The following is a 24,475-nucleotide window of genomic DNA, read 5'->3' on the forward strand; positions in this document are numbered from 1 at the left end:
TTTTTGTTATATTTGCGCCCACATTATTATATATAGAAGTAAAGAATGAAAGAATTTGTAATATCCGAAGCCAAAGTAGAGACAGCAGTGCTTGTCGGACTCATCACACAAACGCAGGATGAGCGTAAGACGAACGAGTATCTGGATGAACTGGCTTTCCTTGCCGAGACGGCTGGGGCGGAAGTAGTGAAACGATTTACGCAGAAGTTGCCGACAGCTCATTCAGTGACTTATGTCGGAAAAGGAAAGTTGGAAGAAATCAGACAATATATTCGTAACGAAGAGGAAGAAGAACGTGAAGTAGGAATGGTCATCTTTGATGATGAGCTTTCTGCGAAACAGATTCGTAATATTGAAGCCGAACTGAAAGTGAAGATACTGGACCGTACTTCACTGATCCTTGATATATTTGCCATGCGTGCACAGACAGCCAATGCGAAGACGCAGGTAGAGCTGGCACAATATAAATATATGTTGCCGCGTTTGCAGCGACTTTGGACTCACTTGGAACGCCAGGGAGGAGGTTCCGGTGCCGGTGGCGGTAAAGGTTCCGTGGGACTTCGTGGTCCGGGTGAAACACAGCTCGAGATGGACCGCCGTATCATCCTGAACCGTATGTCATTATTGAAAGAACGTCTGGCGGAGATTGACAAGCAGAAAGCTACCCAACGAAAGAATCGCGGACGCATGATACGTGTTGCACTGGTTGGTTATACCAACGTGGGAAAATCAACCATGATGAATCTTCTCTCCAAGAGCGAAGTGTTTGCAGAAAACAAACTATTTGCGACTTTAGACACCACTGTGCGTAAAGTGATTATTGATAATCTACCGTTCTTGTTGTCGGATACGGTAGGATTTATTCGCAAGTTGCCTACCGACCTGGTAGAATCTTTTAAATCTACCCTGGATGAAGTGCGTGAAGCAGATTTGCTTGTACACGTAGTCGATATTTCCCACCCCGGATTTGAGGAACAGATTGAGGTGGTGAACAAGACACTGGCAGAGATTGGCGGCAGTGGCAAACCTATGATACTTGTATTTAATAAAATAGACGCTTACACCTACGTGGAGAAAGCGCCGGACGACCTTACCCCCCGAACAAAGGAAAACTTAACACTCGAAGAACTGATGAAGACGTGGATGGCAAAAATGGAGGATAACTGCCTCTTTATTTCCGCCCGCGAACGAATCAATATAGACGAACTGAAAAATGTAGTTTATCAGCGAGTGAAAGAATTACACGTTCAGAAATATCCCTATAACGATTTTCTTTATCAGACCTACGAAGAAGAGGAAGAATAAACGGGAGGGATTTATGATTTCTGATTTCTGAATTATGAGTTGGCTGTGCGATTATGACGGACAACATCACAGTTCATAAATCATAATTCATAAATCATAACTCATAAATCATTTAGTATATGAAAGACTATCGTAGATTGACTGAAGATGAGGTACTTCAGTTGAAGAGCCAGTCGTGTCTGGCCGATGATTGGGGAAATGTATCAGTGGCAGAGGGCTTTAATTGTGAGTACGTTCATCATACCCGTTTCTCGGGTGAAGTGAAACTGGGGGTATTCGAATCAGAATTTACATTGCCGGGGGGAATCAAGAAACATTCGGGATTGCGTCATGTGACGTTGCATAATGTATCAGTGGGCGATAACTGTTGTATTGAGAATATCCAGAACTACATTGCTAACTATGAGATCGGTAGTGATACTTTCATTGAGAATGTAGATATTATTTTAGTGGATGGATTAAGCACTTTCGGTAATGGGGTAGAAGTGGCTGTCTTGAATGAAACAGGAGGTCGTGAAGTGTTGATGAACGACAAACTGTCTGCGCATCAGGCATATATACTTGCGTTGTACCGCCATCGTCCCGAACTGATTAACCGTATGAAATCCATTGCGGATTATTATTCCAATAAACATGCTTCTGCTGTCGGTAGTATTGGCAATCATGTCATGATTCTCAATACAGGTTCAATCAAGAATGTCCGGATTGGTGATTACTGCCATATCTGTGGAACTTGCCGTTTATCCAATGGAAGCGTCAATAGTAATGTGACAGCGCCTGTACATATCGGTCACGGGGTAATTTGTGACGACTTCATAATCTCTTCCGGTTCAAAAGTGGATGACGGCACAATGCTGACCCGTTGTTTCGTCGGGCAGTCCTGTAAATTGGGACATAATTATTCCGCTTCCGATTCTTTGTTTTTTAGTAATTGCCAAGGAGAGAACGGTGAAGCATGTGCTATTTTCGCAGGTCCTTTCACCGTGACACATCATAAATCTACTTTGCTGATTGCCGGAATGTTCTCGTTTATGAATGCAGGTTCGGGATCCAATCAGAGCAACCACATGTATAAGTTGGGACCTATCCATCAAGGAACAATGGAAAGAGGAGCGAAGACCACTTCTGATTCCTATATCTTGTGGCCGGCACGTGTCGGAGCTTTCTCATTGGTCATGGGACGTCATGTCAATCATGCCGATACTTCTAATCTTCCTTTTTCCTACCTGATAGAGCAGCGGAATACGACTTATCTGGTTCCGGGAGTCAACTTAAGAAGTGTAGGTACTATCCGTGACGCACAAAAATGGCCGAAACGTGATAATCGTAAAGACCCGAACAGGCTGGATTATATCAACTATAACCTGTTGAGTCCTTATACCATTCAGAAGATGTTCAAAGGGCGTTCCATTTTGAAAGAATTGAAACGTGTGTCCGGTGAAACTTCAGAAATCTACTCTTACCAGAGTGCTAAAATCAAGAATTCTTCTTTGAACAATGGAATCCGTTTTTATGAAATTGCTATCCACAAGTTCTTAGGGAACTCCATTATAAAACGACTGGAAGGCATTAACTTCCAGAGCAATGAAGAAATCCGCCAACGCCTGAAACCCGATACGGAAATTGGTATCGGCGAATGGGTAGATGTTTCCGGGTTGATTGCTCCCAAGAGTGAGATCGACCGATTACTGGATGGTATTGAGAAAGGAGCAGTCAATCGTTTAAAGTCCATCAATGCAAGCTTCGCGGAAATGCACGAGAATTATTATACTTATGAATGGACATGGGCTTATCATAAGATCCAGGAATTTTATGGCCTAGATCCGGAAACGATAACAGCGCAAGACATCATCGGTATCGTGAAAGCCTGGCAGCAAGCTGTTGTCGGATTGGACAAGATGGTATATGAGGATGCTAAGAAAGAATTCTCGTTATCTTCCATGACCGGATTCGGTGCTGATGGCTCTCATGACGAAATGAAGCAGGACTTTGAGCAAGTACGCGGTGATTTCGAAAGCAATACATTTGTGACTGCGGTGTTGAAACATATTGAAGATAAAACGGCTCTTGGAAATGAGCTCATCGAGCGAATCAAAATGATTGATAAAACGGAAATAGTGTAGCGAGTCAAAAATAAGTAGATAAATAAATGGGAAATTATCGGTTAAATGAGAATTTATCGGTTAAATGGGAATTTTGCAGTTAGGCTGAAAGCCTTACAATTATATATTTATTGGGGTGCCCTGAAAGGGCTTAATTATATAGCGTAGGGCAACGCCCTACGAAAAAGACACACCAGCCACAAGCCCTGAAAGGGCGGAACTGTATACAATTATGCCCTTTCAGGGCGCAAATTCAGATTGTCGTTTTTTCGTAGGGCGTTGCCCTACGCTATATAATTAAGCCCTTTCAGGGCACTCCGCAAAATAATCATTTATTGACCTACCTATTTTTATCCTACAATGTTTTATTTCTCAATTTTTAATTCTCAATTCTTAATTTATCATTACCTTTGCCACACTAACTAACATTACGTAATAAAATAAGAAACTTATGGCAACACCTCTGTTTAAGTATCAGCCCATGTTTGAAAAGGGAAAAGATACAACTGAGTATTATCTGCTTACAAAAGACTATGTATCAGTAAGCGAGTTTGAAGGAAATCCCATCCTGAAAATTGAAAAAGAAGGTTTGACTGCGATGGCTAATGCTGCTTTTCGTGATGTATCATTCATGCTTCGTCGTTCGCACAATGAACAAGTTGCTAAGATTCTGAGTGATCCGGAAGCAAGCGAAAACGATAAGTATGTGGCGTTGACTTTCCTGCGCAATGCAGAGGTTGCTTCAAAAGGCGTACTTCCATTCTGCCAGGACACCGGTACTGCTATTATCCATGGTGAAAAGGGACAGCAGGTATGGACTGGATATTCTGACGAAGAAGCGCTTTCACTGGGCGTATATAAAACATACACTGAAGAAAACCTGCGTTATTCACAGAATGCGCCTCTGAATATGTATGATGAGGTAAATACAAAATGTAACCTCCCTGCACAGATTGACATCGAAGCTACCGAAGGTATGGAATATGAATTCCTTTGTGTAACAAAAGGTGGTGGTTCTGCCAACAAGACATATTTGTATCAGGAAACAAAAGCGATCCTGAATCCCGGTACATTGGTTCCGTTCCTGGTTGAAAAGATGAAGACATTGGGAACAGCCGCTTGTCCTCCTTATCATATCGCTTTCGTAATCGGTGGTACTTCTGCTGAAAAGAACCTGTTGACAGTGAAATTAGCTTCTACTCATTTCTATGATAACCTGCCGACTACCGGAAACGAATATGGTCGTGCATTCCGCGATGTCGAACTGGAAAAAGAAGTATTGGCAGAAGCTCACAAGATTGGGTTGGGTGCACAATTCGGAGGTAAATATCTTGCTCACGATGTACGCATCATCCGTCTGCCTCGTCATGGTGCATCTTGTCCGGTAGGTTTGGGTGTATCTTGCTCTGCCGACCGTAACATCAAATGTAAAATCAATAAGGAAGGTATCTGGATTGAGAAACTGGATTCAAATCCGGGTGAACTGATTCCGGCTGAACTGCGTCAGGCAGGTGAAGGTGATGTTGTGAAGATCGACCTGAACCGTCCGATGCCTGAAATCCTGAAAGAACTGACTAAATATCCGGTTGCTACCCGTCTGTCATTGAACGGAACGATTATCGTAGGTCGTGACATCGCTCATGCTAAACTAAAAGAACGTTTGGACCGCGGTGAAGACTTGCCACAATATATTAAGGATCATCCTATTTATTATGCAGGTCCGGCAAAAACTCCGGAAGGCATGGCGTGTGGCTCTATGGGGCCTACTACGGCAGGACGTATGGATTCTTATGTAGAACTGTTCCAAAGTCATGGCGGTAGCATGGTGATGTTGGCAAAAGGTAACCGTAGCCAGCAGGTGACAGATGCTTGTCAGAAATATGGTGGTTTCTATCTTGGTTCTATCGGAGGTCCGGCAGCTATCCTTGCACAGAACAACATCAAGAGCATCGAATGTGTGGAATATCCGGAATTGGGTATGGAAGCTATCTGGAAGATTGAAGTAGAAAACTTCCCTGCATTTATCTTGGTAGATGATAAGGGTAACGACTTCTTCAAACAGTTGAAACCGTGGAATTGCAAAAAATAACCGGTTGATACCTGTTGGGATAAAACGGTAAGAAGAGGCTGTAAATGCCTTGAATTAATAAAGGGGCTGTCTGACTATTTTATTGTTAGACAGCCCCTCTTCTTATTTTAAGGACTTAAAGATTTTCCGGATATTTACTTTTGCAGTGTAAACATCGACCTTTCATCAGTTATGATTACTTATTCTGTTCTTTTTTCCATTTTTCATATCTCTTCAACACCTTGCTTCCATCTTTGTTATACCAACTATAACCATTCCGGCGCTCATGCCCGATTTCCGATATATCATATTTTTTAATGCCGTCACGGTCGCAGAAAAAAGGCCGGTTCGTTTCCAGTTCATAAAAACGTGCCCAAAGAGTAGGACAGTCTTCACAGGGAACCATGCGATAGTCTTTTTTGCCATCACTGTTGGTGAAATATTCCTTCTGTATTCCTTTTATTTCAGACTTTTGGAACCATTTGATAGCACCTTCTATGGATTTTACAACGTCTGCAGATGGATGGGGAAGTGACATCAACAGTAATACAATATTGTCCGACTCTTGTCCGCTTAGTGACGGGAGTTCATAGGCACGTGCCTTGCAGGGTTCCAAAGTGACACGGTCATGTTGGGCGCACCACACTGTTAACTCTCCATTTTGGCGCACCTGCGTTTTGAGTATACACTCTATCCCTTTATTAAATGCATTACGTGCTTGTTCACAGATATTGTCAGGAAGGAAAGTGTACGGAGCTTTCTTTTCGTATATGCTTCGAAGTTGATTCATGACTCTCACCATTGCATTGTCATTGTAGGTGATTTGTACATAATAACCTTTGGGACGCGGATAAAATTGAGGCCATCCACCGTTTTCATACTGCGATTTGAGCAGATATTGAATACCGTTCAGCACTCCTTCTTTATATTTCTCCTTTTGCGTAGCCAGATAAAGCCGTGACAAATATTCTATTTCTGTCGTGGTGGCATTGTTGTCAATGGTGCTTTGGTTGGTATCTTCTTTAGCTTTTAGTGCCGCATTATATTCTTGTTCCGTCAGTTCTGCCGGCATATAGATATTCTTGGGCCAGCCTCCGGTAGTTTGTTGATAGAGTAACACGTTGTCACCGATGCGTTGGGCTTCTTCCGTCTTGAAGAAATCATCGTCAAATTTGGGGGCGATGTGTACCCATTCTTTGTAGTTCTGTTGTTTTCTGTAATCTGTTGCTTTTTGGGCTGAGGCGTTTGTCAGGATAAAAAGTAGCAGTAAGAAAAGACTTAGTTTTCTCATGGCTTTTATTATTTAATGTTTTTATAGTATGCAAATGTAGGAAGAAAGAAAAATATCGATATGTAATAACTGTTTTTTATACAGTAAAAATTGGGTTAACCCTCCCGATAAGAAGATTAACCCAATAAAAAAATAAATGGAAACTACTTCCTTATTCCAGATACTTCGTAATCTTTCCGCTGATTTGCAACAGGGATATTTCGCAAAGTTTCGTATTGTATTCAGCAGAGAGGATGCGTTCCTCGGCATCTAATAAACTTTTTTGTGCTTCGCGCACTTCAAAACCGGAAAGGTCTCCCTGTATATAACGGTCCATGGCAATATCGTGATTGTCTTTGGCGGTTATCAGGTTTTGACGTTCCAGATTCAACAATTGAAGATTGTTGCGATAGGCTTGCCATAAGTTACTGAGATCAGAGCGAAGTGCTAATTCCAAGTCCTGTCGTTCCAGGCGACGATTCTTGAAAGCCAGACTCGCATTTCTCTTTTCGCGGCGGCGATTACCGTCGAATATATTAAAACCGACAGTTATTCCGGCATTGAAGCCCAGTTCACCTCTTCTGCTGTTTGCATTGATGTCATACTTGTTGAACGTATATCCATATCCGGTATTTAATTTGAGATATGGATAGTTGCGTGAGTTTATTTTCTTGTAGTCCAATTGGGCAAGTACCGTGTTTTGATCGGCCTTGAGCAAAGAAGCATTGGTTGCTAACGTAGAATTCCACAGATCATCAAATTGCAAGTCGCTGTGTACGTCGATGGTGGAGTCTTTGATAATAATGTTTTGATTGACATTGTTGTTGGCCATCAGTTCATTCAACTGGATGCGTGAAGAATGTAGCAATTCCTGTTGTTTGATGTATTGGGCACTGTCTGCATTGAAATCCACTTTTGCCTGCTGATAATCCAGCCCTGAAAACTTACCGACCAGGTGACTAGCCTCGGCTATGCGCAAGCGCTCTTTGGAAAGTGACATAGCATAATGAAAGTTTTTCAGACGAATCTTCTGCTGGATAAAATTATAGTATTCGGAAGTCAGGGCAGCAATAAAATCTTCAATAGCAATACGCGTGTTGGTTTCCCCCTGACGTTCCAGCTCTTTCAACTGTTTGTAGGTGGTACTGATATTGAATCCGTCGAAAATAGTCCAGTTGAGGTTAAGACCGACATTAACCGTCTGATCGTAGACTCCGTTGTTCTTTGTTATTTCCCCGGTAGCACGCGCCTTGGTCTCAATATTGTCCAGGTTTCCGGTATATCCGGCAGAGAAGTCCAGTGTAGGCAGGTAACCCGCATTTCCTAATGTTGCGTTGTTTTTGCTGATCTGCTCTTCGTTATGGATGATACGTAAAGAGTAATTGTTTTGCAATCCTTCTTCCAGACACTCCTTGAGAGTGAGAACTTGTGCCTTTGCAAAAGAGACTGATAAGAAGGCACATGCAATGGTGATATAAATGATGCGTTTCATGCAAATTCCTTTCTGTTTCATTCTTGTAGTTTTTTGATTCGGTTAGTCGAAATGTAACTGTAAATAGCCGGTACAATGTACATCGTAAGCAGAGTGGATACGACCATACCACCCACCACTGCCGTACCCATGGCAATACGCTGGTTACAACCTTCTCCGGTGGCAAATGCCAGCGGGATAAGTCCCAAAACCGTAGAGGCACTTGTCATCAGAATCGGACGGAGGCGTTGAAGGGCAGCATCTTTGATGGCGCTCATTTTATCCTCTCCGGCTTCCTGTTTCTGATTGGCAAATTCTACAATAAGAATACCGTTCTTCGCCACCAGACCGATCAGCATGATAATACCGATCTGACTGAAAATATTCATCGTAATATCTCCGAAATACATGAAGACCAAAGCTCCGGCAATAGCCAGCGGCACTGTCAACATGATAATCAACGGATCTTTGAAACTTTCAAACTGGGCTGCCAGAATCAGATAAATCAAAAGGATAGCCAGGATAAAGGCGAACATCAGACTGGAGGAACTTTCACGATATTCCTTCGAGTCTCCCGACAGGGCAGTGCGGAAAGTGTCATCCAATGTTTCTTTGGCAATCTTATCCATTTCATCCAAACCTTGCCCGATTGTTTTGCCGTCTGCCAATCCCGCAGAGATGGTAGCTGACACAAAACGATTATAACGATACAACTTTGGAGGTGCAATACCGCTTTCCAATTCAATCAAGTTGTCCAGCTGAATCATATCCCCGCTACTGCTGCGGACGTAAATCGCTTTCAGGTCGGCCGGTTTATTTCGTTGCTGGCGGTTGATTTCACCAAGAATTTCGTATTGTTTACCGTTCATATAGAAATATCCCATACGTTGGCCGCTTAATCCATATTGCAGCGTTTGAGCAATGTTTTTGGTACTTACTCCCATAATACTGGCCTTGTCGCGGTTGATCTGAATACGAGCTTCCGGTTTACTGAACTTCAAATCAACGTCCGCCATCTGGAAAACAGGATTCTCATATACTTTAGCCATAAACTTGGGCAACACTTCTTCCAGCTTTTCCAAATTGGTAGCCTGAAGTACATATTGTACAGGCATACTCCCGCGACGTCCGCCGAAAGAAGACTGCTGCTGTACGAATGAACGCGCCATTGTTTTCTTCTGTACCGCTTTTGATATTTTCTCTGCCACATCCATCTGGGTATAATTACGTTCATTCATATCCTTCAGTGTGATGCGCACGTTTCCGCTACCGCTGGATACACGGGCAGTTACAGCCTCTGCATCAGGCAGAATGGAGTCTACCAGTTGATTGATGTCTTCTGTGTAATCTCTGATATATTCATAGGTGACGCCTTCCGCTCCTCGTGTATTGATACTGATTTGCGAACGGTCTTCAAGTGGGGCCATTTCCGCAGGAACTGCATTCCACAGAATACCAATCAGGCAAATGGTGATGAAAGTAAATGGAAGAGCGATCCAGCGTTTACTAAGAAAAGCGGCAAGCGAACGGCTGTATAGCCGGTTCATTCCTTCAAAGAACGGTTCTGTTTTTGCATAGAACCAACTTTGTTTTTCCCGTTTAATGAGTAACTTCGTTGCCAACATCGGAGTGAAAGTTAATGCGGCGAATGAAGATATAATCACCGAACCCGAAATAACGATACTGAACTCACGGAATAATCGTCCCGTCATTCCATCCATAAAGACGATAGGGAAGAATACCGCTACCAGCGTAATAGTGGTGGAAATAACGGCAAAGAAAATTTCTTTGGCTCCTTCTATTCCCGCTTCTTTCGGGGCCATTCCTTTCTCTATACGGATGTAGATATTTTCCGTCATAACGATGGCGTCATCTACCACCAGTCCCACCGATAGTACGATGGCGAGCATGGAAAGCACATTGATGGAGAATCCTGCCAGATACATAACGAAGAAAGCACCGATAAGGGAAACAGGGATTACGATACAAGGCACCAACGTGACGCGCCAGTCACGCAGGAAGAGGAAGATAATGATGATTACAAGTACGAAAGCCTCATATACAGTGGACTTAACCTCATTGATAGACGCACGGATAAACTTGGTATTATCAAAACCATAATTATAGTGTACATCTTCCGGCAAGTCTTTTTTCATTTGCTCCATACGTTGGTATACAGCATCCGCAATCTCAATGTGGTTGGCTCCCGGCTGTGGAATGACTACGACACCCACCATAGGAACGCCGTTCATCTTCATATAACTCTTAATATCAGCCGGGCCCAGTTCAGCACGTCCGATATCACTGAATCGTACAATACGGTTATTCTCTTCTTTGACAATCAAGTCATTGAATTCATCTGCGGTATGCATCAATCCTAGCGTACGGATCGTCAACTCGGTGGTATTTCCTTCGATACTACCTGAAGGAAGTTCCACATTTTCGTTATCTACAGCGTTTTTAACATCGACGGGAGTGATACCGTAACCTGCCATCTTTACCGGGTCGAGCCAAAGGCGCATGGAGTAACGCTTTTCTCCCCAGATAGATACACTACTTACATCGGAAATAGTCTGTAATTGTTCTTTCACAGTCAGGTCCGCTATTTCACTTAATTCCAACAGAGAACGTTTGTCACTCTGAAGAGCAACCATCAAGATAGGCATGGCATCGGCATCTGCTTTTGAAACTGTTGGTGGGTCACAGTCGCGAGGCAGATAACGTTGGGCACGTGAAACCTTGTCACGTACGTCGTTGGCTGCTGTTTCCAGATCGACGGACAATTCAAATTCTACTGTAATACGGCTTTGCCCCTGCTGGCTCACACTGGACAAAGAACGGATACCGGGAATACCGTTGATATTCTGTTCCAACGGTTCAGTTATCTGGTTTTCGATAACGTCGGCATTAGCTCCCGGATAAGAGCAGCTGACAGAAATAATCGGATTATCTACTGACGGATATTCGCGGACACCCAAATAGTTGTATCCGATGAATCCGAAAAGGAGGATAATAATCGTTAATACTGTGGCTAATACCGGGCGACGTATACTTAATTCGGAGATGTTCATTGATTTCTGATTTCTGATTTCTGAATTATGATTTCTGAGTTATGGATTGAAGATTTCTGATTTTTGAATTCTGATTTCTGGTTTCTGGTTTCTGAATGTTTGCTGTATTCTGCTGACTTATAAATCATAAATTATTTGGCTTATAAATCATAAATCAGAATTCATAAATCAGACATTCTCATTCTTCAATATTGTCGAGTGTTACGGCGAGTCCGGTACGGAGTTGCAATGTTCCTGAAGTGATGATTGTGTCTCCTACGTGCAATCCTCTAATCACTTGCACTTCAGATGCGGTGCGGATACCGGTAATGATATCCACCGGTTCGGCCTTTCCTGATTTGTACAGATAGACTTTATCTTTACCCATTTCCGGCACAATTGCTTCCGTTGGGATGGCTATTGCATTAGGTATTTCATCCTTTTTCAACAGTACACTGGCATAACGGCCGGGAAGCAGGGTGCGATTGACATTCGGGTATAATGCACGGGCGGTAAATTGATGCAGATTCGGATCGATGGCAGATTCTACAGCGTATACCTGTGCGCCAAAAGCATCCAATGTTCCTTCAACGCTGAAATTGAGATTGGTACCCTTTTTGATTTGCTTGGCATAGCGTTCCGGAACGGAAAATTCAACCTTCAGTGGAGCGATTTTTGTCAGCTTGGCAACGACTGTGGTCGGAGACGCATACGTACCGATACTGACTTGGCGAAGTCCGATCACTCCGTCAAACGGAGCACGTAGCTCTGTCAGTTCAATATTAGCTTTGATAATTTCTATATCGGCATTCAGGGTTGCTAAATCCGTTTTCACCTGTTCGTAGGCTTCTTTACTGACAGCATCCCGTTTCAATAAAGCATCCTGGCGGAATACACGATCTTCTGCCAGTTTCAATTGCGAAATCAACCTTTGCAATTGTGCCTGCAACTGTCTGTCATTCACTTTGGCTAGTAATTGGCCTTTCTTTACGGCTGTTCCTTCTTCAAAGTTGATTTCTACAATCTTTCCCGACGTTTCGAAAGATAAATCCACTTCTTCATCGGGTAGAAGTACACCGGTAGTGGTGAACTCATCTGTCAGAGATTGTGGTTTTATGACCTTGGCATTTACATTTAAAACTTGTTTCCCTCTTTTTTTATTACTGCCCATCACTTTGTCGGCGGCTGCTAGTTCGTCGTTTTTTTTCGGTAATTGTGAGTAGATTCCTCCACCGATAATCCCGGCACCAACAAGAATAATGATGCCCCATTTAGTCTTCTTATTCATGGTTTAGTATTGTATATGGCAATTATATTGTACATCTTCAAAAATTAGACTTCCCCTAATGGGAAAGGTTTAAAGAAAGGAAGAGTAAAAAAGAGTTAATCAGTAAGCAGCCCGATATTTTCCTTCCTCTTTATCTTCCAACATATTCAGATAAGAGGTATAACGGGATTCGCTGATGAGGTGCTCTTCCACTGCTTTGCGTACGGCACATCCCGGTTCATGACGATGTGTACAGTTGCCATATTTGCAGTCGGCGGAGGTTTTGAATATTTCGGGAAAATAATGTCCGATCTCTTCTTCTTCCATATCAAATGTGCCGAAGCCCTTGATACCCGGAGTATCGATGATATAGCCATCTCCTTCCACAGGGAACATTTCGGAGAAAGTAGTAGTATGCATTCCTTTGTTGTGGTAGGAAGAAATTTCGCCGGTCTTGGTTTCTATGCCCGGCAGTATGGAATTGATAAGAGTCGATTTGCCGACTCCCGAATGTCCGGAAAATAAAGTAATCTTGCCTTCCAGTGCTTTTTTGATTTCAGCCACTCCAGTGCCGTTCTTTGCGGAAACTTTGAAGCAAGGGTAGCCGATTTGTGTGTATAAGTTGATAAGTGCGTCCAGATAGCGGAGCTCATCTTCGTCGTAAGCATCTACCTTATTAAATACCAGTTTGACAGGGACGCGATAGGCCTCTGCGGATGCAAGAAAACGATCAATAAAAATAGTGGAAGTTTCCGGATAATTGATGGTTACCACCAGCATACACTGGTCGAGATTGGCAGCAAGGATATGAGATTGTTTGGAAAGATTGGATGAACGGCGGATGATGTAGTTCTTTCTATCTTCTATTTCACTGATAAAAGCAGTGCCTTCCTGATTAAGTATAATCCGGACACGATCACCCACTGCAACAGGATTAGTACTGCGAATCCCCTTCAACCGGAAATTCCCTTTGATTTTACATTCAATAGATTGTCCGTCATCGGTTTTCACCTGATACCAACTACCCGTGTTTTTGATTACTAATCCTTTCATATAAATTATAAATTAAAAATGAAGAATGAAGAATTCAGGCTGTGTTTCAACTGAATAATACAGCATTATAATTCCTCATTCTTCATTCTTAATTCTTCATTATTTTTTAGACGGTCATAATTTCTTTATCCTTTTCAGCCAGCATATCATCGATTTGTTTGATATACTTATCATGGATTTTTTGCAGTTTGGCTTCCGCATTCTTCTGCTCGTCTTCTGCCAATCCGTCTTTTACGGCCTTTTTCAGTGCGTCGATGCCGTCACGACGCGCGTTGCGTACGCTTACTTTAGCCGTTTCGCCTTCTCCTTTACACTGTTTTGCCAGTTGTTTACGGCGTTCTTCCGTCAGGGGAGGGATACCGATACGGATCATTTCTCCATTGTTTTCGGGCATGATACCGAGGTCAGAGTCGATAATTGCTTTTTCGATGACACGGAACATGCTTTTATCCCAAGGCTTGATCACGATACTGCGGGCGTCCGGAGTAGTAATTGCTGCTACATTGCTGATAGGTACCATACTTCCGTAAGAATCTACGCGGATACCATCTAATAAGCGTGCACTCGCTTTTCCGGCGCGGATATGTGCCAGTGCTTCTTCCAGATACATGATGGCCATATCCATCTTTTCTTGTGCATTGTCAAGGCAAGTCTTTACGTCTACCATATTTTTTGAGATTTAAAATTGCATTTTGATTGATTAAGTAGCAAAAGTATATTATTTTTTGTTCATCTGCAACAGCATACCCATCTTTTTTATGAGTGACTTGCCAATGATAATCAGGGTAACGGCGGTGATAATCATTAAAATACCCATCATTAAGCGGGGAGTCAGTTTTTCGTGAAACAGGAGAACACCGAAGAATAAAGCTGTCACCGGTTCCAGAGCACCCAATATTGCCGTTGGTGTAGAGCCTATATAATGGATGGCCAGTGCGGTACAGACCAGTGATACGGCAGTTGGCAGGATGGCGAGTGATAATACATCGGCCCAGAGCCAGGCAGACGGTATTACTTGCAGTTCCGTACAAAAATTTAAACGGACGATATAAACCGATAGTCCGAACAAAATGGCATAGAAGGTAAGTTTCGTGGTCGGCAGGTTTTTCAATGTCGAACGGTTTACACCTACTATATATATAGCATAAGAGAGAGAAGACAACAGAACAAAGATAATTCCTAAAGTCGATAGCGGTTTGTTGCCGTCTCCCTGATAAAGCAAGGCAATGCCTGAAAGTGCCAGCAGGATGGAGAAAACGGTAATGGCGGAAATCTTTTCCTTGAAGAATATTCCCATGATGACAGCTACCATCACCGGATAAACAAACAGAATCGTAGAAGCAATTCCGGCATCCATATAATTATAACTCATAAACAAAAGCAGTGATGAAAAAGAGAATAACAATCCCATAATGACTAAGGGCAAAACGTCTGCCTTATGAAGTGCAAAAGACTGATGCTGCATTTTCATCAGAATACCCAATACGATTGTCGCAAAGAAGTACCGGTAGAATAAAACGGTATCGACACTCATTCCGGCTGCATAGAGCGGAAGTGCAAAAAGAGGATTCATACCGTAGCTCGCAGCGGCAATCGCTCCATAGATAAAACCTTTGGTTTTGTTAGTCATTGTTTTGCTTTTTTTAATGGCGTGCAAAAGTACGCAGTTCACCAATGATAAACAAGTGTTTAGGCGGTTGATAGTATAATTTAATCTTTCGTATGCTAAAAACTATTTCTTGGTAAAGAGATAACTAATCTTGTTTATGCATAAAATTAATCGTCTGACTATAGTCGAACTTGCGTCTGACTACTGTTAAACTTACGTCTGACTATAGTTGAACTTTCGTCTGACTATAGTCAGACGAAAAAGAATTAACCGTCAGATGATTAATTTTATTCGGTAGGGAGATTAGTTATACGCCTCCCGAGTAATAGTCTGCAGGCAATAGGCAATCAGGTTTTTGAATAAACACTTGCATATATCTTGGATTTTCCCGAATATTGCATCTGAATTATCGAAAAACACAGATGGCCAAAGCTAAATTTCTTGTTGTTTATTGCCTGTTCATATCGGGACTTTGTTGCATGGCAAATGTGACGAAGGATATCAATATGCGCTTTAAGGACGTAAGGCAGGGACTTTCTCATCAAACGGTCAATTGTTTTTATCAGGATGAATTCGGATTTTTGTGGATTGGCACTCAAGACGGGCTGAATCGATTTGACGGACGTAAGTTTGAAGTATTCAAACCGGATAACGCTAATCCTTATTCCATCAATATCAATAATATCAGGCAGGTTTGCGGAAATAAAGCCGGATTGCTCTTTATCCGCAGTTTGCAGAGCGTGACTCTTTATGATATGCGTTTGAATCGTTTTAGGGTGTTGCGTGAAGGAGAAGTTGCGGGAATCTGTTATGCGCACGATGCATTATGGATAGCTACCGGAAAGGAAATCTACCGTTATCGCAACCTCGACCAGGCGCCCGAGTTATTCTTTTCATTTCCTTCGGATGAGGAGGATGTATTGATGAACAGTCTCATGGTTCGTCAGAATCAGACAGTGGTGGTGGGGACTTCTTCGAAAGGTGTATACTGTATCGACCAGTCTGCACATATCACCCGGCGTATGGATGTGGGAGCTGTCAATTCAATAACAGAAGATAGAAACGGGAGTATCTGGATAGCTACCAGAAACAGAGGGCTCATACGGTTGGATGAAGATGGAACACTTACTCATTTCAAACATAATAAGGTAGCTGAAAATACGATTAACCATAATAATGTGCGTCATGTGACGCAAGCTAATGATAGTCTCCTGTATATCGGAACCTATGCCGGTTTGCAGACTTTAAACCTGTTTACCGGAGAGTTTACAGATTATGAATATGACTTGAATGTGGAGGCGGCCGATATACGTTCTATTATTTCGATGCATTACGACACTTCGGGGACTTTATGGTTGGGGACTTTCTATCAGGGAATCCAATATTATAATGTAGCGAATGATGCTTTCCATTTTTACCGCTCGTCTACGGCTGTTGGCGGTCATTTGAATTCTTATATTATCAGTTCCATTGCCGAAGACCGTTCCGGCCGGATCTGGTTTGCAAGTGAAGGAAGCGGGTTGAACTATTATGATAAACATACCAAACGCTTTTTCCCTTTAAAAAAGGTCTATTCTCAAGAGCTTTCTTTTAAGATAGTGAAGTCTCTTTATTATGAGAGAGAGCCGGATTATCTTTGGGTAGCTTCTCTTTATCAGGGAATCAACCGGATTAATCTGTCGACCGGACATATAGAATCTATCCCGGAAAACATCTATACTCCGGAAGGAAAAACAGTTGTTGACAGAGCCTATAATCTGGTGAAAATGATAGAGTTTGCCGGCCACGATTCTTTATTGATAGCTGCCAAGGGAGGATTGCTTGTATTGGATAAAAAACACCTTCGACTTCATCATTTCGAACACCCTTCGCTGGCTGCCAAACATCTGTCGCAGGTTTGGGATATGACGTTTGACAAAGACGGGGATTTATGGCTGACTACCTCTTTTGATCTGATACGAGTCAACCTCAAAGCGGGCACTGCCCATAGTTATCCTTTCTCCCAAATAGCGCAGAGCACAGCGCAGCATCACATCAACCACATTTTATGTGATAAGAAAGGACGTATATGGCTGGGATCGACAGGCTCGGGAATTTATCTATTTGATAAGAAGACAGATTCTTTTGTGGGATACGGAGCGAAACAGGGATTGGAAAATGGATTTATAACCGGATTGGTGGAGAGTCCTTTGGATGGTTCTATCTATGTGGCAACCAATGGTGGTTTCTCTAAATTCAACCTGGCAACGACTACATTCGAGAACTATAACAGACAGAGTGATTTTCCCTTGAATAATGTAAATGACGGAGGGCTGTATATTGCGTCCGACCACGATATTTACGTGTGTGGTCTGGCGGGTATTGTCTCTATCGCCCAGGAAAAGCTGAACAAGCAGTCTGTTGACTATGATGTGTTTGTAAAACGGGTGCTTGTGGATAATACGGAAATACAACCGCTTGATTCGTTGGGGCTTATCAAAGAAACCGTATTGTATGAACATCGGTTAGTATTGCCGCCCAGATATTCTTCCGTCACTTTTGAGATAGCAAGTAACACCCTGAATAATATTTCTAATATCGGTCTGGAATATAAACTTGAAGGCTTTGACAACGAATATATGAAGGCGGGCGATAATACAATGATTACCTATACCAATCTTCATCCGGGGCATTATACTTTCCATGTCCGTGGCGACCAGGTGGGCGTTCACGGTCGGGAAGCACCTTCCGTTAGTTTTGAGCTGATAGTGGAGGCTCCGGTTTATCAGCGGGCATGGTTTATTTTGCTGATGGTGCTGACAGCTATCCTTATTGCCGGCTATATTATCCGTATGTTCTGGATACGAAAAACCTTGCGGCACTCTTTATTGGCCGAGAAACGGGAAAAAGAGTATATCGAAAGTGTGAACCAGTCCAAACTGCGTTTCTTTACCAATGTATCGCATGAATTCCGTACTCCGTTAACACTTATATCCAGCCAGCTCGAAATGCTCCTGATGCATAAGGACATTATTCCTGAAGTATATAATAAGATTCTGGATATTTATAAAAATTCCCGCCGGATGAATAACCTCGTGGATGAAGTCATTGATATCCGTAAGCAGGATCAGGGATACTTGAAACTAAAGATTTCTAAAGAGAATATTGTGGCGGTGATAGAGGAAATTTGTGGCTCTTTCTATAGTTATGCCCAACTGAATAAGATAGATCTCCGCTTTTCTTCCACTCTGAAAGAAGCTGATTTGTATATTGACAAAACACAGATAGAGAAAGTATTCTATAATTTATTGTCCAACGCTTTTAAGTATACGAAGCCTGGTGACTGGATTTCTGTTGAGCTGTCAGCGGAAGGAGATAATGACATTGTGATTTCAGTCAACAACCTGGGGGTAGGCATTGATAAATCCAAGATCAAACATGTATTTGAACGGTTTTGGCAGGATGATTCGGCAACAACCACACGAACTGTCAAAGGATCGGGCATTGGATTGGCGATGGCGAAAGGAATTGTAGAGTTGCATCAGGGAACCATCGGAGTGGAAAGCGAACTGAATGGAGTTACCTCTTTTACCGTTACTCTCCACCGGGATGCGAATATGAATATGGAAGCCTCTTCCTCCGCAGACGAGCACGTTGCCGAACATTATATAATAGAGCCTCAAGAAATCTCGGAAATGGTGAAGCCGGATAAAACGGTGAAAATACTGATTGTAGAAGATAACCCGGAAATGCGTAAGGTATTGACGCAGATTTTTGAACAGATATATGAGGTATATACGGCTGCCGACGGGCAGGAAGGATTGGAACGGGCTTCTTCGCTCCAACCGCAGATGATTGTAAGTGACATCATGATGCCTGTCATGTCCGGACTGGAAATGTGCGAGAAGTTGAAAAGTAATTTGCAGACCAGCCATATACCTGTTGTCTTGCTGACAGCCCGCAACCGGGAAGAACATACCTTGGAAGGCTTGCAGACAGGTGCGGATGATTATATCTCCAAACCTTTTAATATCAAGATATTGGTAGCCCGGTGCAACAATATCATCCAGACTCGTAAACTACTTCAACAACGGTTTGTTCGAAACGACGAACCTAAAGTGGAAGACCTTCCGTTTAATCCGATCGATAAAAAGATGTTGATGGATGCTACGGCGATTGTGGAATCTTATATTGATAACCCAGACTTTGACGTAGCTACTTTTGCACGAGAAATGTGTATGAGCAGAACGTTGCTTTTCACTAAATTGAAAGCATTGACCGGACAGACCCCGAATGACTTTATTTTATCTTTGAGACTGAAAAAAGCAACAGAAAAATTGCGGAATGACCCCAATGCCCTGATTGCTGATATAGCATTTGATTACGGTTTTTCTAATCCAAGTTATTTTATCCGGTGTTTTAAAAATGCTTATGATATTACTCCGGCTGCTTATAGACGGAAATATGCAAACTCTTAATTTATAGTGTTTTATATACTTTCTGCCTGACGAGATTTGTACTATTTGAACTTTTATACGGACGATTCTATTATTCGAAATCATTAATAATTGGGATTTTTGCGCTGTAATCATTCAAATTATTACATAGTATGAAAAACATCGTAATTAAATGGGCTGTGTTCCTGACAGCCTTTCTTATCTCTTTAGAGGTTAGTGCTCAAAACGTCAGAGTTTCTGGAGTGGTGACAGACGCACTTGGACCGATCCCCGGAGTTAATATCATGGAGGAGGGGACTACTAACGGTACAGTGACGGATGTAAATGGAAAATATTCAATCAGTGTCTCGGCTAAATCTACCCTTGTTTTTTCTTGTATAGGATATAAGGAACAAAAAATACGTGTCGGTACGAAAACGGTACTGAATGTGAATATGGTGGAAGAGTCGAAAATGCTCGATGAATTGGTGGTTGTCGGTTATGGAGTTCAGCGTAAGAGTGATGTAGCCACTTCGGTAGCTTCGGTCAAAGCGGATGAAATGAAAACATTTCCCGCCGGCAATGTGGCTGATATGTTACGTGGACGTGCCGCAGGTGTGAATGTAACGAGTAGTTCCGGACGACCGGGATCGACTCCTTCGATTACCATTCGTGGTTCCCGTTCTATCAGTGCGGACAATGCACCTTTATATATTATAGATGGTTCTCCTTCCAGTGCAACAGAGTTCAGTACGTTGAGTGCGGATGATATTGAATCGGTTGAAATCTTGAAAGATGCTGCGTCACAGGCTATTTATGGTGCACGCGCCAGTGACGGTGTGGTACTGGTGACTACCAAACGTGGTAAAGCCGGAAAAGTGGAAGTCAACTATAATGGTTATCTGGGTATTCAATCTCTCTGGAGAAATTTCGATTTCTACTCTCCCGAAGAATATATGCAGCTTCGTCGTGAAGCAAAGGCGCATGATAAAGGAATAATTGATGCGCGTGAGATTTCTATAGCCGAAGCGTTGGAAGACGAGGTGATGCAACGGGTATGGGCCAGCGGAAAGTTTATCGACTGGGAAAAAGAAATGTTCAGAAATGCAATCTATCATAATCACGACGTCAGTGTACGTGGAGGAACAGAAAAAATCAAAGTATCGGCAGGTGCCAACTACTTTGACCAACAAGGAATGGTGGTTACCGGATCGGGGTATCAGAAGTTTTCTTTAAGACTGAATCTGGACTTTGAAATAGCCAAATGGATTAGTTTCGGTATCAATTCTTCTTATGCGATGACAAAACAAGATCGTGAGGATGGTAACTTTAATGATTTTATTACCAGTTCTCCATTGGCGGAGATATATGATGCGGATGGCAAGTATACAAAATATATCAACTCGGAAGGAAATTATAATCCTTTGTACCGTGCCGAACATTATGGACGTGAAGTAACTCGTGATAATTACCGCCTGAACTTTTTTATGGATGTGAAACCTTTCAAGGGATTCAATTATCGTCTGAATACTTCTGTTTATAATCAGACGTCTGAAGACGGTTCTTATAAAGATTCCCAATATCCGGGAGGCGGAGGAACGGCGGTTCTTGACGAATCGCGTACACAGAACTGGCTAGTTGAGAATATTGTGACCTATAAAGTGCCTATCCGGAACAAGAAACACCAGTTGACATTGACCGGCGTTCAGTCTGTCGACCATAATGGTTCGAAGTCTGTCGGGTACTCGGTTGAGAATCTTCCGGTAGATAAAGACTGGAACTTCATTTCTCAAGGTGAGTTTACAGGCAAGCCTCGTCGTCAGTTTAATGAAAATAACTTGGTGTCTTTCATGGCTCGGGCGCAATATTCGCTTTTAGATCGTTATTTGTTGAACGTGGCTATCCGCCGTGACGGTTCCAGCCGTTTCGGAAAAGAAAATAAATGGGGAACTTTCCCGTCGGCAGCTTTTGCCTGGCGTGTCAATCAGGAGAGTTTCCTAAGAGATGTGTCGTGGATTGATAACCTGAAACTGCGTGTGAGTTATGGTATTGTAGGTAATCAGAACGGTATCGGCAATTATACTACTTTGGGACTGGCTGATAATAAAGGATATGAGTTTGGAAATGTTTTTCAAATGGGATATTTACCGGGCAAGGAACTGTCTAATCCAAACCTGAAATGGGAACAGTCTGCAACAGCTAACTTTGGTGTTGACTTTAGTTTCTTCAATGGGCGTCTGAATGGTACGGTTGAGTATTATAATACTCATACGAAGGATTTGTTGGTGAAACGTTCCCTGAATGCGTCACTCGGATATACTACCATGCTAGATAATCTGGGAAAGACGAAATCCAGTGGTATCGATCTTTCTTTAAATGGTGACGTGGTACGTACAAAGGAGTTTACCTGGACACTCGGAACTAATTTCAGCATGTATAAGAATGAAATTGTCCGTATTGACGATACTCTCGATGAGAACGGGAAACCGGCAAGTCAGGTAGCCCAGGGGTGGATTATCGGAGAACCGATCAATGTATACTATGATTATCTGATAGATGGAATTTTTCAGTATGATGATTTTGATATCACTCGTGATGGTACGGGAAATCTGGTCTATACACTGAAAAACACCTATGATAGTGATAATGACGGTGTGGCCGACAGTCCGATTAATTACGGTGGCGCTATTGAACCGGGAATGGTCAAGGTGCGTGATAACAACGGGGATGGAAAGATTACAGCTGATGACAGGGTACCTATCCGTAAAGATCCGAAGTTTACACTCTCCCTTTCTTCTACATGGAACTGGAAAGGATTTGATCTGTTCATGGACTGGTATGGAGTTTCCGGCAGAAAGATTAAGAACGGTTATTTGTACGAGTATAATTCCGGTGGTTCTTTACGTGGAAAATTGAATGGGGTGAAGGTGGATTATTGGACTCCGTTCAATCCTTCGAACAAATTCCCACGTCCTTCTTATAGTGCGGACCCTGCATATTTGAGTGCCATTGCCATTCAGGATGCTTCTTATATCCGTTTACGCACCTTACAACTTGGATATACTTTCCCCACCCGACTATTGAAGAATACTCCGATTCATAAATTACGATTGTATGCAACTGCTACTAACTTGCTGACATTTACGGAGTTTAAATCTTATAGTCCCGAACTGACTCCAGGGTCTTATCCGGAGTCCAGACAATATGTGTTTGGTGTCAATGTTTCATTCTAAAATAAAGAATCCTTATGAAAAAGTTAATATATACAGCCTTTGTCATTTGCGGAATGTTGACCGCTTCCTGCTCGGATTTATTAAATCTGGAATCAAAAACAGACGTGACGAATAATTATCTGTTCACTACTCCCGAAGGGTTGAATACTGCCGTTACAGGATTGTATTCCCTGGCACGTGAATTGCCGGGTGGAGCGGATAATAACGAATCTAATCTGTACATCGTTACCATGTGTGACTTTAATACGGATATTGCCATACTTAGAGCAGGTGTTTCTACCTCAATCGGACGTTTGAATACAAGTTTTACTCCAAGTACTGGAGATGTCAATAAGTTCTGGAAACATCACTATGGGATTATCGGAAAAGCAAATGAAATTATTGTAGCGGCAGAAGCCTTGGGACTGGATGACAGCGATGTATTGCACGCATGGAGTGAAGCGAAATTCTTCAGAGGACGGAGCTATTTTGAACTTTGGAAACGCTTTGACCGCCTTTATCTGAACGTCACTCCAACCACTGTCGATAATCTGAAACGGGAGTATAAACCGGCTTCTCATGAAGAACTGATGACACTGATGACAACTGACTTGGATGATGCGATGAAAGGTCTGGACTGGTCACTTCCTCAAAATAACGGAAATGTATTGTATGGACGGGTAACGAAAGCGACTGCCAAACATGTCCGTGCACAGGTTGCCATGTGGGAATCGGATTGGGATACAGCCATTGAGGAATGTGAAGACATCTTTAAACAGGAGGGCATTTACTCAATGGAAAAGAAGGCCGAGAATGTATTTAATAGCGCAGATTTGAAATCCCCGGAAGTGTTGTGGAGTTTCCAATATTCACAAAACTTGGGTGGAGGAGGTTCCGGAACTCCGGTTGCCGGACATCGTATCTCTATTCAGACCACTACCCGAATCAATAAAATTGCAGGTTGTATCAATACGGCCGATCAGGGTGGATATGGTTGGGGACGTATTTATCCGAATACCTATTTATTGAGTTTGTATGATCAGGCTAAAGATACACGATACAATGAATTGTTTGTACACCGTTTCAAATACAATGATCCTACTTCTCCTAAATATGGCGAATTGATTCCCCTTGCGAAAAGTTCCAGTTATTGTGAGACGTTGCATTTCATGTCGAAAAAATACTTTGATCAGTGGACTATGGCCGATAATCCGGACCGGACAACGGGATTCAAGGATTTGATTGTCTATCGACTGGCTGAAACTTACTTAATGGCGGCAGAAGCGTATATGCGCCGTGACGGAGGAATGAGCACGGATGCTCTGCGCTGTTACAATAAAACATGGGAACGTGCCGGGAATGACAAATTTGCGGGACCTCTGACGCAAGATATTCTTTTGGATGAATATGCCCGTGAACTGAACTTCGAGGGAGTCCGTTGGCCTTTATTGAAACGTTTGGGGCTTTTGGGTGAAAGGGTGAAAGCGCATTATGGCGAGACGAAAGCTGAAAATCCTTATTTAGATAAAGATTATGCGGAATGTCGTACCAGTTTTGTAGTTGGAAAGCACGAATGTTGGCCTATCCCACAGGAGCAGATTGACTTGATGGGGAAAGAGAATTTTCCGCAGAATGAGAATTGGTATTAAGCGA

General features: G+C 42.5%; 13 protein-coding genes. 6 read left to right on the forward strand and 7 right to left on the reverse strand.

What is annotated here, in order from left to right; genetic code table 11:
* The first annotated feature begins 45 nt into the window (after positions 1–45).
* From hflX to DW862_RS08790, 3 genes are all read left to right on the forward strand, one after another.
* Positions 46–1,305: a GTPase HflX gene (gene hflX, locus DW862_RS08780; RefSeq protein WP_004315613.1), complete on the forward strand. Its 1,260-nt coding sequence runs from the start codon at positions 46–48 to the stop codon at positions 1,303–1,305.
* Positions 1,306–1,424: 119 nt separating this feature from the next.
* Complete coding sequence (locus DW862_RS08785) at positions 1,425–3,428, forward strand: DUF4954 family protein (RefSeq protein ID WP_004315614.1); 2,004 nt, start codon at positions 1,425–1,427, stop codon at positions 3,426–3,428.
* Positions 3,429–3,858: 430 nt separating this feature from the next.
* Positions 3,859–5,496 (forward strand): fumarate hydratase, encoded by a 1,638-nt coding sequence (locus DW862_RS08790; protein WP_004316947.1) that lies wholly within the window; start codon positions 3,859–3,861, stop codon positions 5,494–5,496.
* A gap of 175 nt (positions 5,497–5,671) precedes the next feature.
* Here DW862_RS08790 and pelA read toward each other — a convergent pair whose 3' ends face one another.
* The 7 genes from pelA to DW862_RS08825 form a co-directional block, all read right to left on the reverse strand.
* On the reverse strand, positions 5,672–6,766 hold the full coding sequence (gene pelA / locus DW862_RS08795) for a pectate lyase (RefSeq protein ID WP_120067859.1): 1,095 nt from the start codon (positions 6,764–6,766) through the stop codon (positions 5,672–5,674).
* 151 nt (positions 6,767–6,917) lie between these two features.
* On the reverse strand, positions 6,918–8,258 hold the full coding sequence (locus tag DW862_RS08800; protein WP_004306530.1) for a TolC family protein: 1,341 nt from the start codon (positions 8,256–8,258) through the stop codon (positions 6,918–6,920).
* A complete protein-coding gene (locus DW862_RS08805; protein ID WP_004299194.1) occupies positions 8,255–11,287 on the reverse strand; it encodes an efflux RND transporter permease subunit in 3,033 nt (1,010 codons plus the stop codon). Before DW862_RS08805 ends, DW862_RS08800 begins: the two co-directional genes overlap by 4 nt.
* Positions 11,288–11,465: 178 nt before the next feature.
* Positions 11,466–12,554 (reverse strand): efflux RND transporter periplasmic adaptor subunit, encoded by a 1,089-nt coding sequence (locus DW862_RS08810; protein WP_004316320.1) that lies wholly within the window; start codon positions 12,552–12,554, stop codon positions 11,466–11,468.
* A 99-nt stretch (positions 12,555–12,653) separates the two neighbouring features.
* The gene (rsgA, locus tag DW862_RS08815) at positions 12,654–13,586 is read right to left on the reverse strand and encodes a ribosome small subunit-dependent GTPase A (protein ID WP_008770689.1); all 933 of its coding nucleotides are present in this window, start codon (positions 13,584–13,586) and stop codon (positions 12,654–12,656) included.
* Positions 13,587–13,692: 106 nt separating this feature from the next.
* Positions 13,693–14,253, reverse strand: a complete 561-nt coding sequence (gene frr, locus DW862_RS08820) for a ribosome recycling factor (protein ID WP_004299198.1) — start codon at positions 14,251–14,253, stop codon at positions 13,693–13,695.
* 51 nt (positions 14,254–14,304) lie between these two features.
* Positions 14,305–15,216, reverse strand: coding sequence for a DMT family transporter (locus DW862_RS08825; RefSeq protein WP_004299199.1), 912 nt, complete (start codon positions 15,214–15,216; stop codon positions 14,305–14,307).
* A 401-nt stretch (positions 15,217–15,617) separates the two neighbouring features.
* Here DW862_RS08825 and DW862_RS08830 point away from each other — a divergent pair, with 401 nt between their 5' ends.
* The 3 genes from DW862_RS08830 (at position 15,618) to DW862_RS08840 (ending at position 24,471) form a co-directional block, all read left to right on the forward strand.
* Positions 15,618–19,652 carry a response regulator gene (locus tag DW862_RS08830; RefSeq protein WP_120067861.1) on the forward strand — a complete coding sequence of 1,345 codons (4,035 nt, stop codon included), beginning with the start codon at positions 15,618–15,620 and terminating at the stop codon, positions 19,650–19,652.
* 131 nt (positions 19,653–19,783) lie between these two features.
* On the forward strand, positions 19,784–22,843 hold the full coding sequence (locus tag DW862_RS08835; RefSeq protein ID WP_055235676.1) for a TonB-dependent receptor: 3,060 nt from the start codon (positions 19,784–19,786) through the stop codon (positions 22,841–22,843).
* Between the two features lie 14 nt (positions 22,844–22,857).
* Positions 22,858–24,471, forward strand: a complete 1,614-nt coding sequence (locus DW862_RS08840) for a RagB/SusD family nutrient uptake outer membrane protein (protein ID WP_015531347.1) — start codon at positions 22,858–22,860, stop codon at positions 24,469–24,471.
* Positions 24,472–24,475 lie beyond the last annotated feature (4 nt).

The sequence above is a fragment of the Bacteroides sp. AM37-9 genome (assembly GCF_003603455.1).
In the GTDB taxonomy this organism is placed as follows: Bacteria; Bacteroidota; Bacteroidia; order Bacteroidales; family Bacteroidaceae; genus Bacteroides; species Bacteroides xylanisolvens.

Coding starts and splice junctions, on each gene's coding strand:
- hflX (WP_004315613.1), top strand. CDS start 46: ATGAAAGAATTTGTAATATCCGAAGCCAAAGTAGAGACAGCAGTGCTT.
- DW862_RS08785 (WP_004315614.1), top strand. CDS start 1,425: ATGAAAGACTATCGTAGATTGACTGAAGATGAGGTACTTCAGTTGAAG.
- DW862_RS08790 (WP_004316947.1), top strand. CDS start 3,859: ATGGCAACACCTCTGTTTAAGTATCAGCCCATGTTTGAAAAGGGAAAA.
- pelA (WP_120067859.1), bottom strand. CDS start 6,766: ATGAGAAAACTAAGTCTTTTCTTACTGCTACTTTTTATCCTGACAAAC.
- DW862_RS08800 (WP_004306530.1), bottom strand. CDS start 8,258: ATGAAACAGAAAGGAATTTGCATGAAACGCATCATTTATATCACCATT.
- DW862_RS08805 (WP_004299194.1), bottom strand. CDS start 11,287: ATGAACATCTCCGAATTAAGTATACGTCGCCCGGTATTAGCCACAGTA.
- DW862_RS08810 (WP_004316320.1), bottom strand. CDS start 12,554: ATGAATAAGAAGACTAAATGGGGCATCATTATTCTTGTTGGTGCCGGG.
- rsgA (WP_008770689.1), bottom strand. CDS start 13,586: ATGAAAGGATTAGTAATCAAAAACACGGGTAGTTGGTATCAGGTGAAA.
- frr (WP_004299198.1), bottom strand. CDS start 14,253: ATGGTAGACGTAAAGACTTGCCTTGACAATGCACAAGAAAAGATGGAT.
- DW862_RS08825 (WP_004299199.1), bottom strand. CDS start 15,216: ATGACTAACAAAACCAAAGGTTTTATCTATGGAGCGATTGCCGCTGCG.
- DW862_RS08830 (WP_120067861.1), top strand. CDS start 15,618: ATGGCCAAAGCTAAATTTCTTGTTGTTTATTGCCTGTTCATATCGGGA.
- DW862_RS08835 (WP_055235676.1), top strand. CDS start 19,784: ATGAAAAACATCGTAATTAAATGGGCTGTGTTCCTGACAGCCTTTCTT.
- DW862_RS08840 (WP_015531347.1), top strand. CDS start 22,858: ATGAAAAAGTTAATATATACAGCCTTTGTCATTTGCGGAATGTTGACC.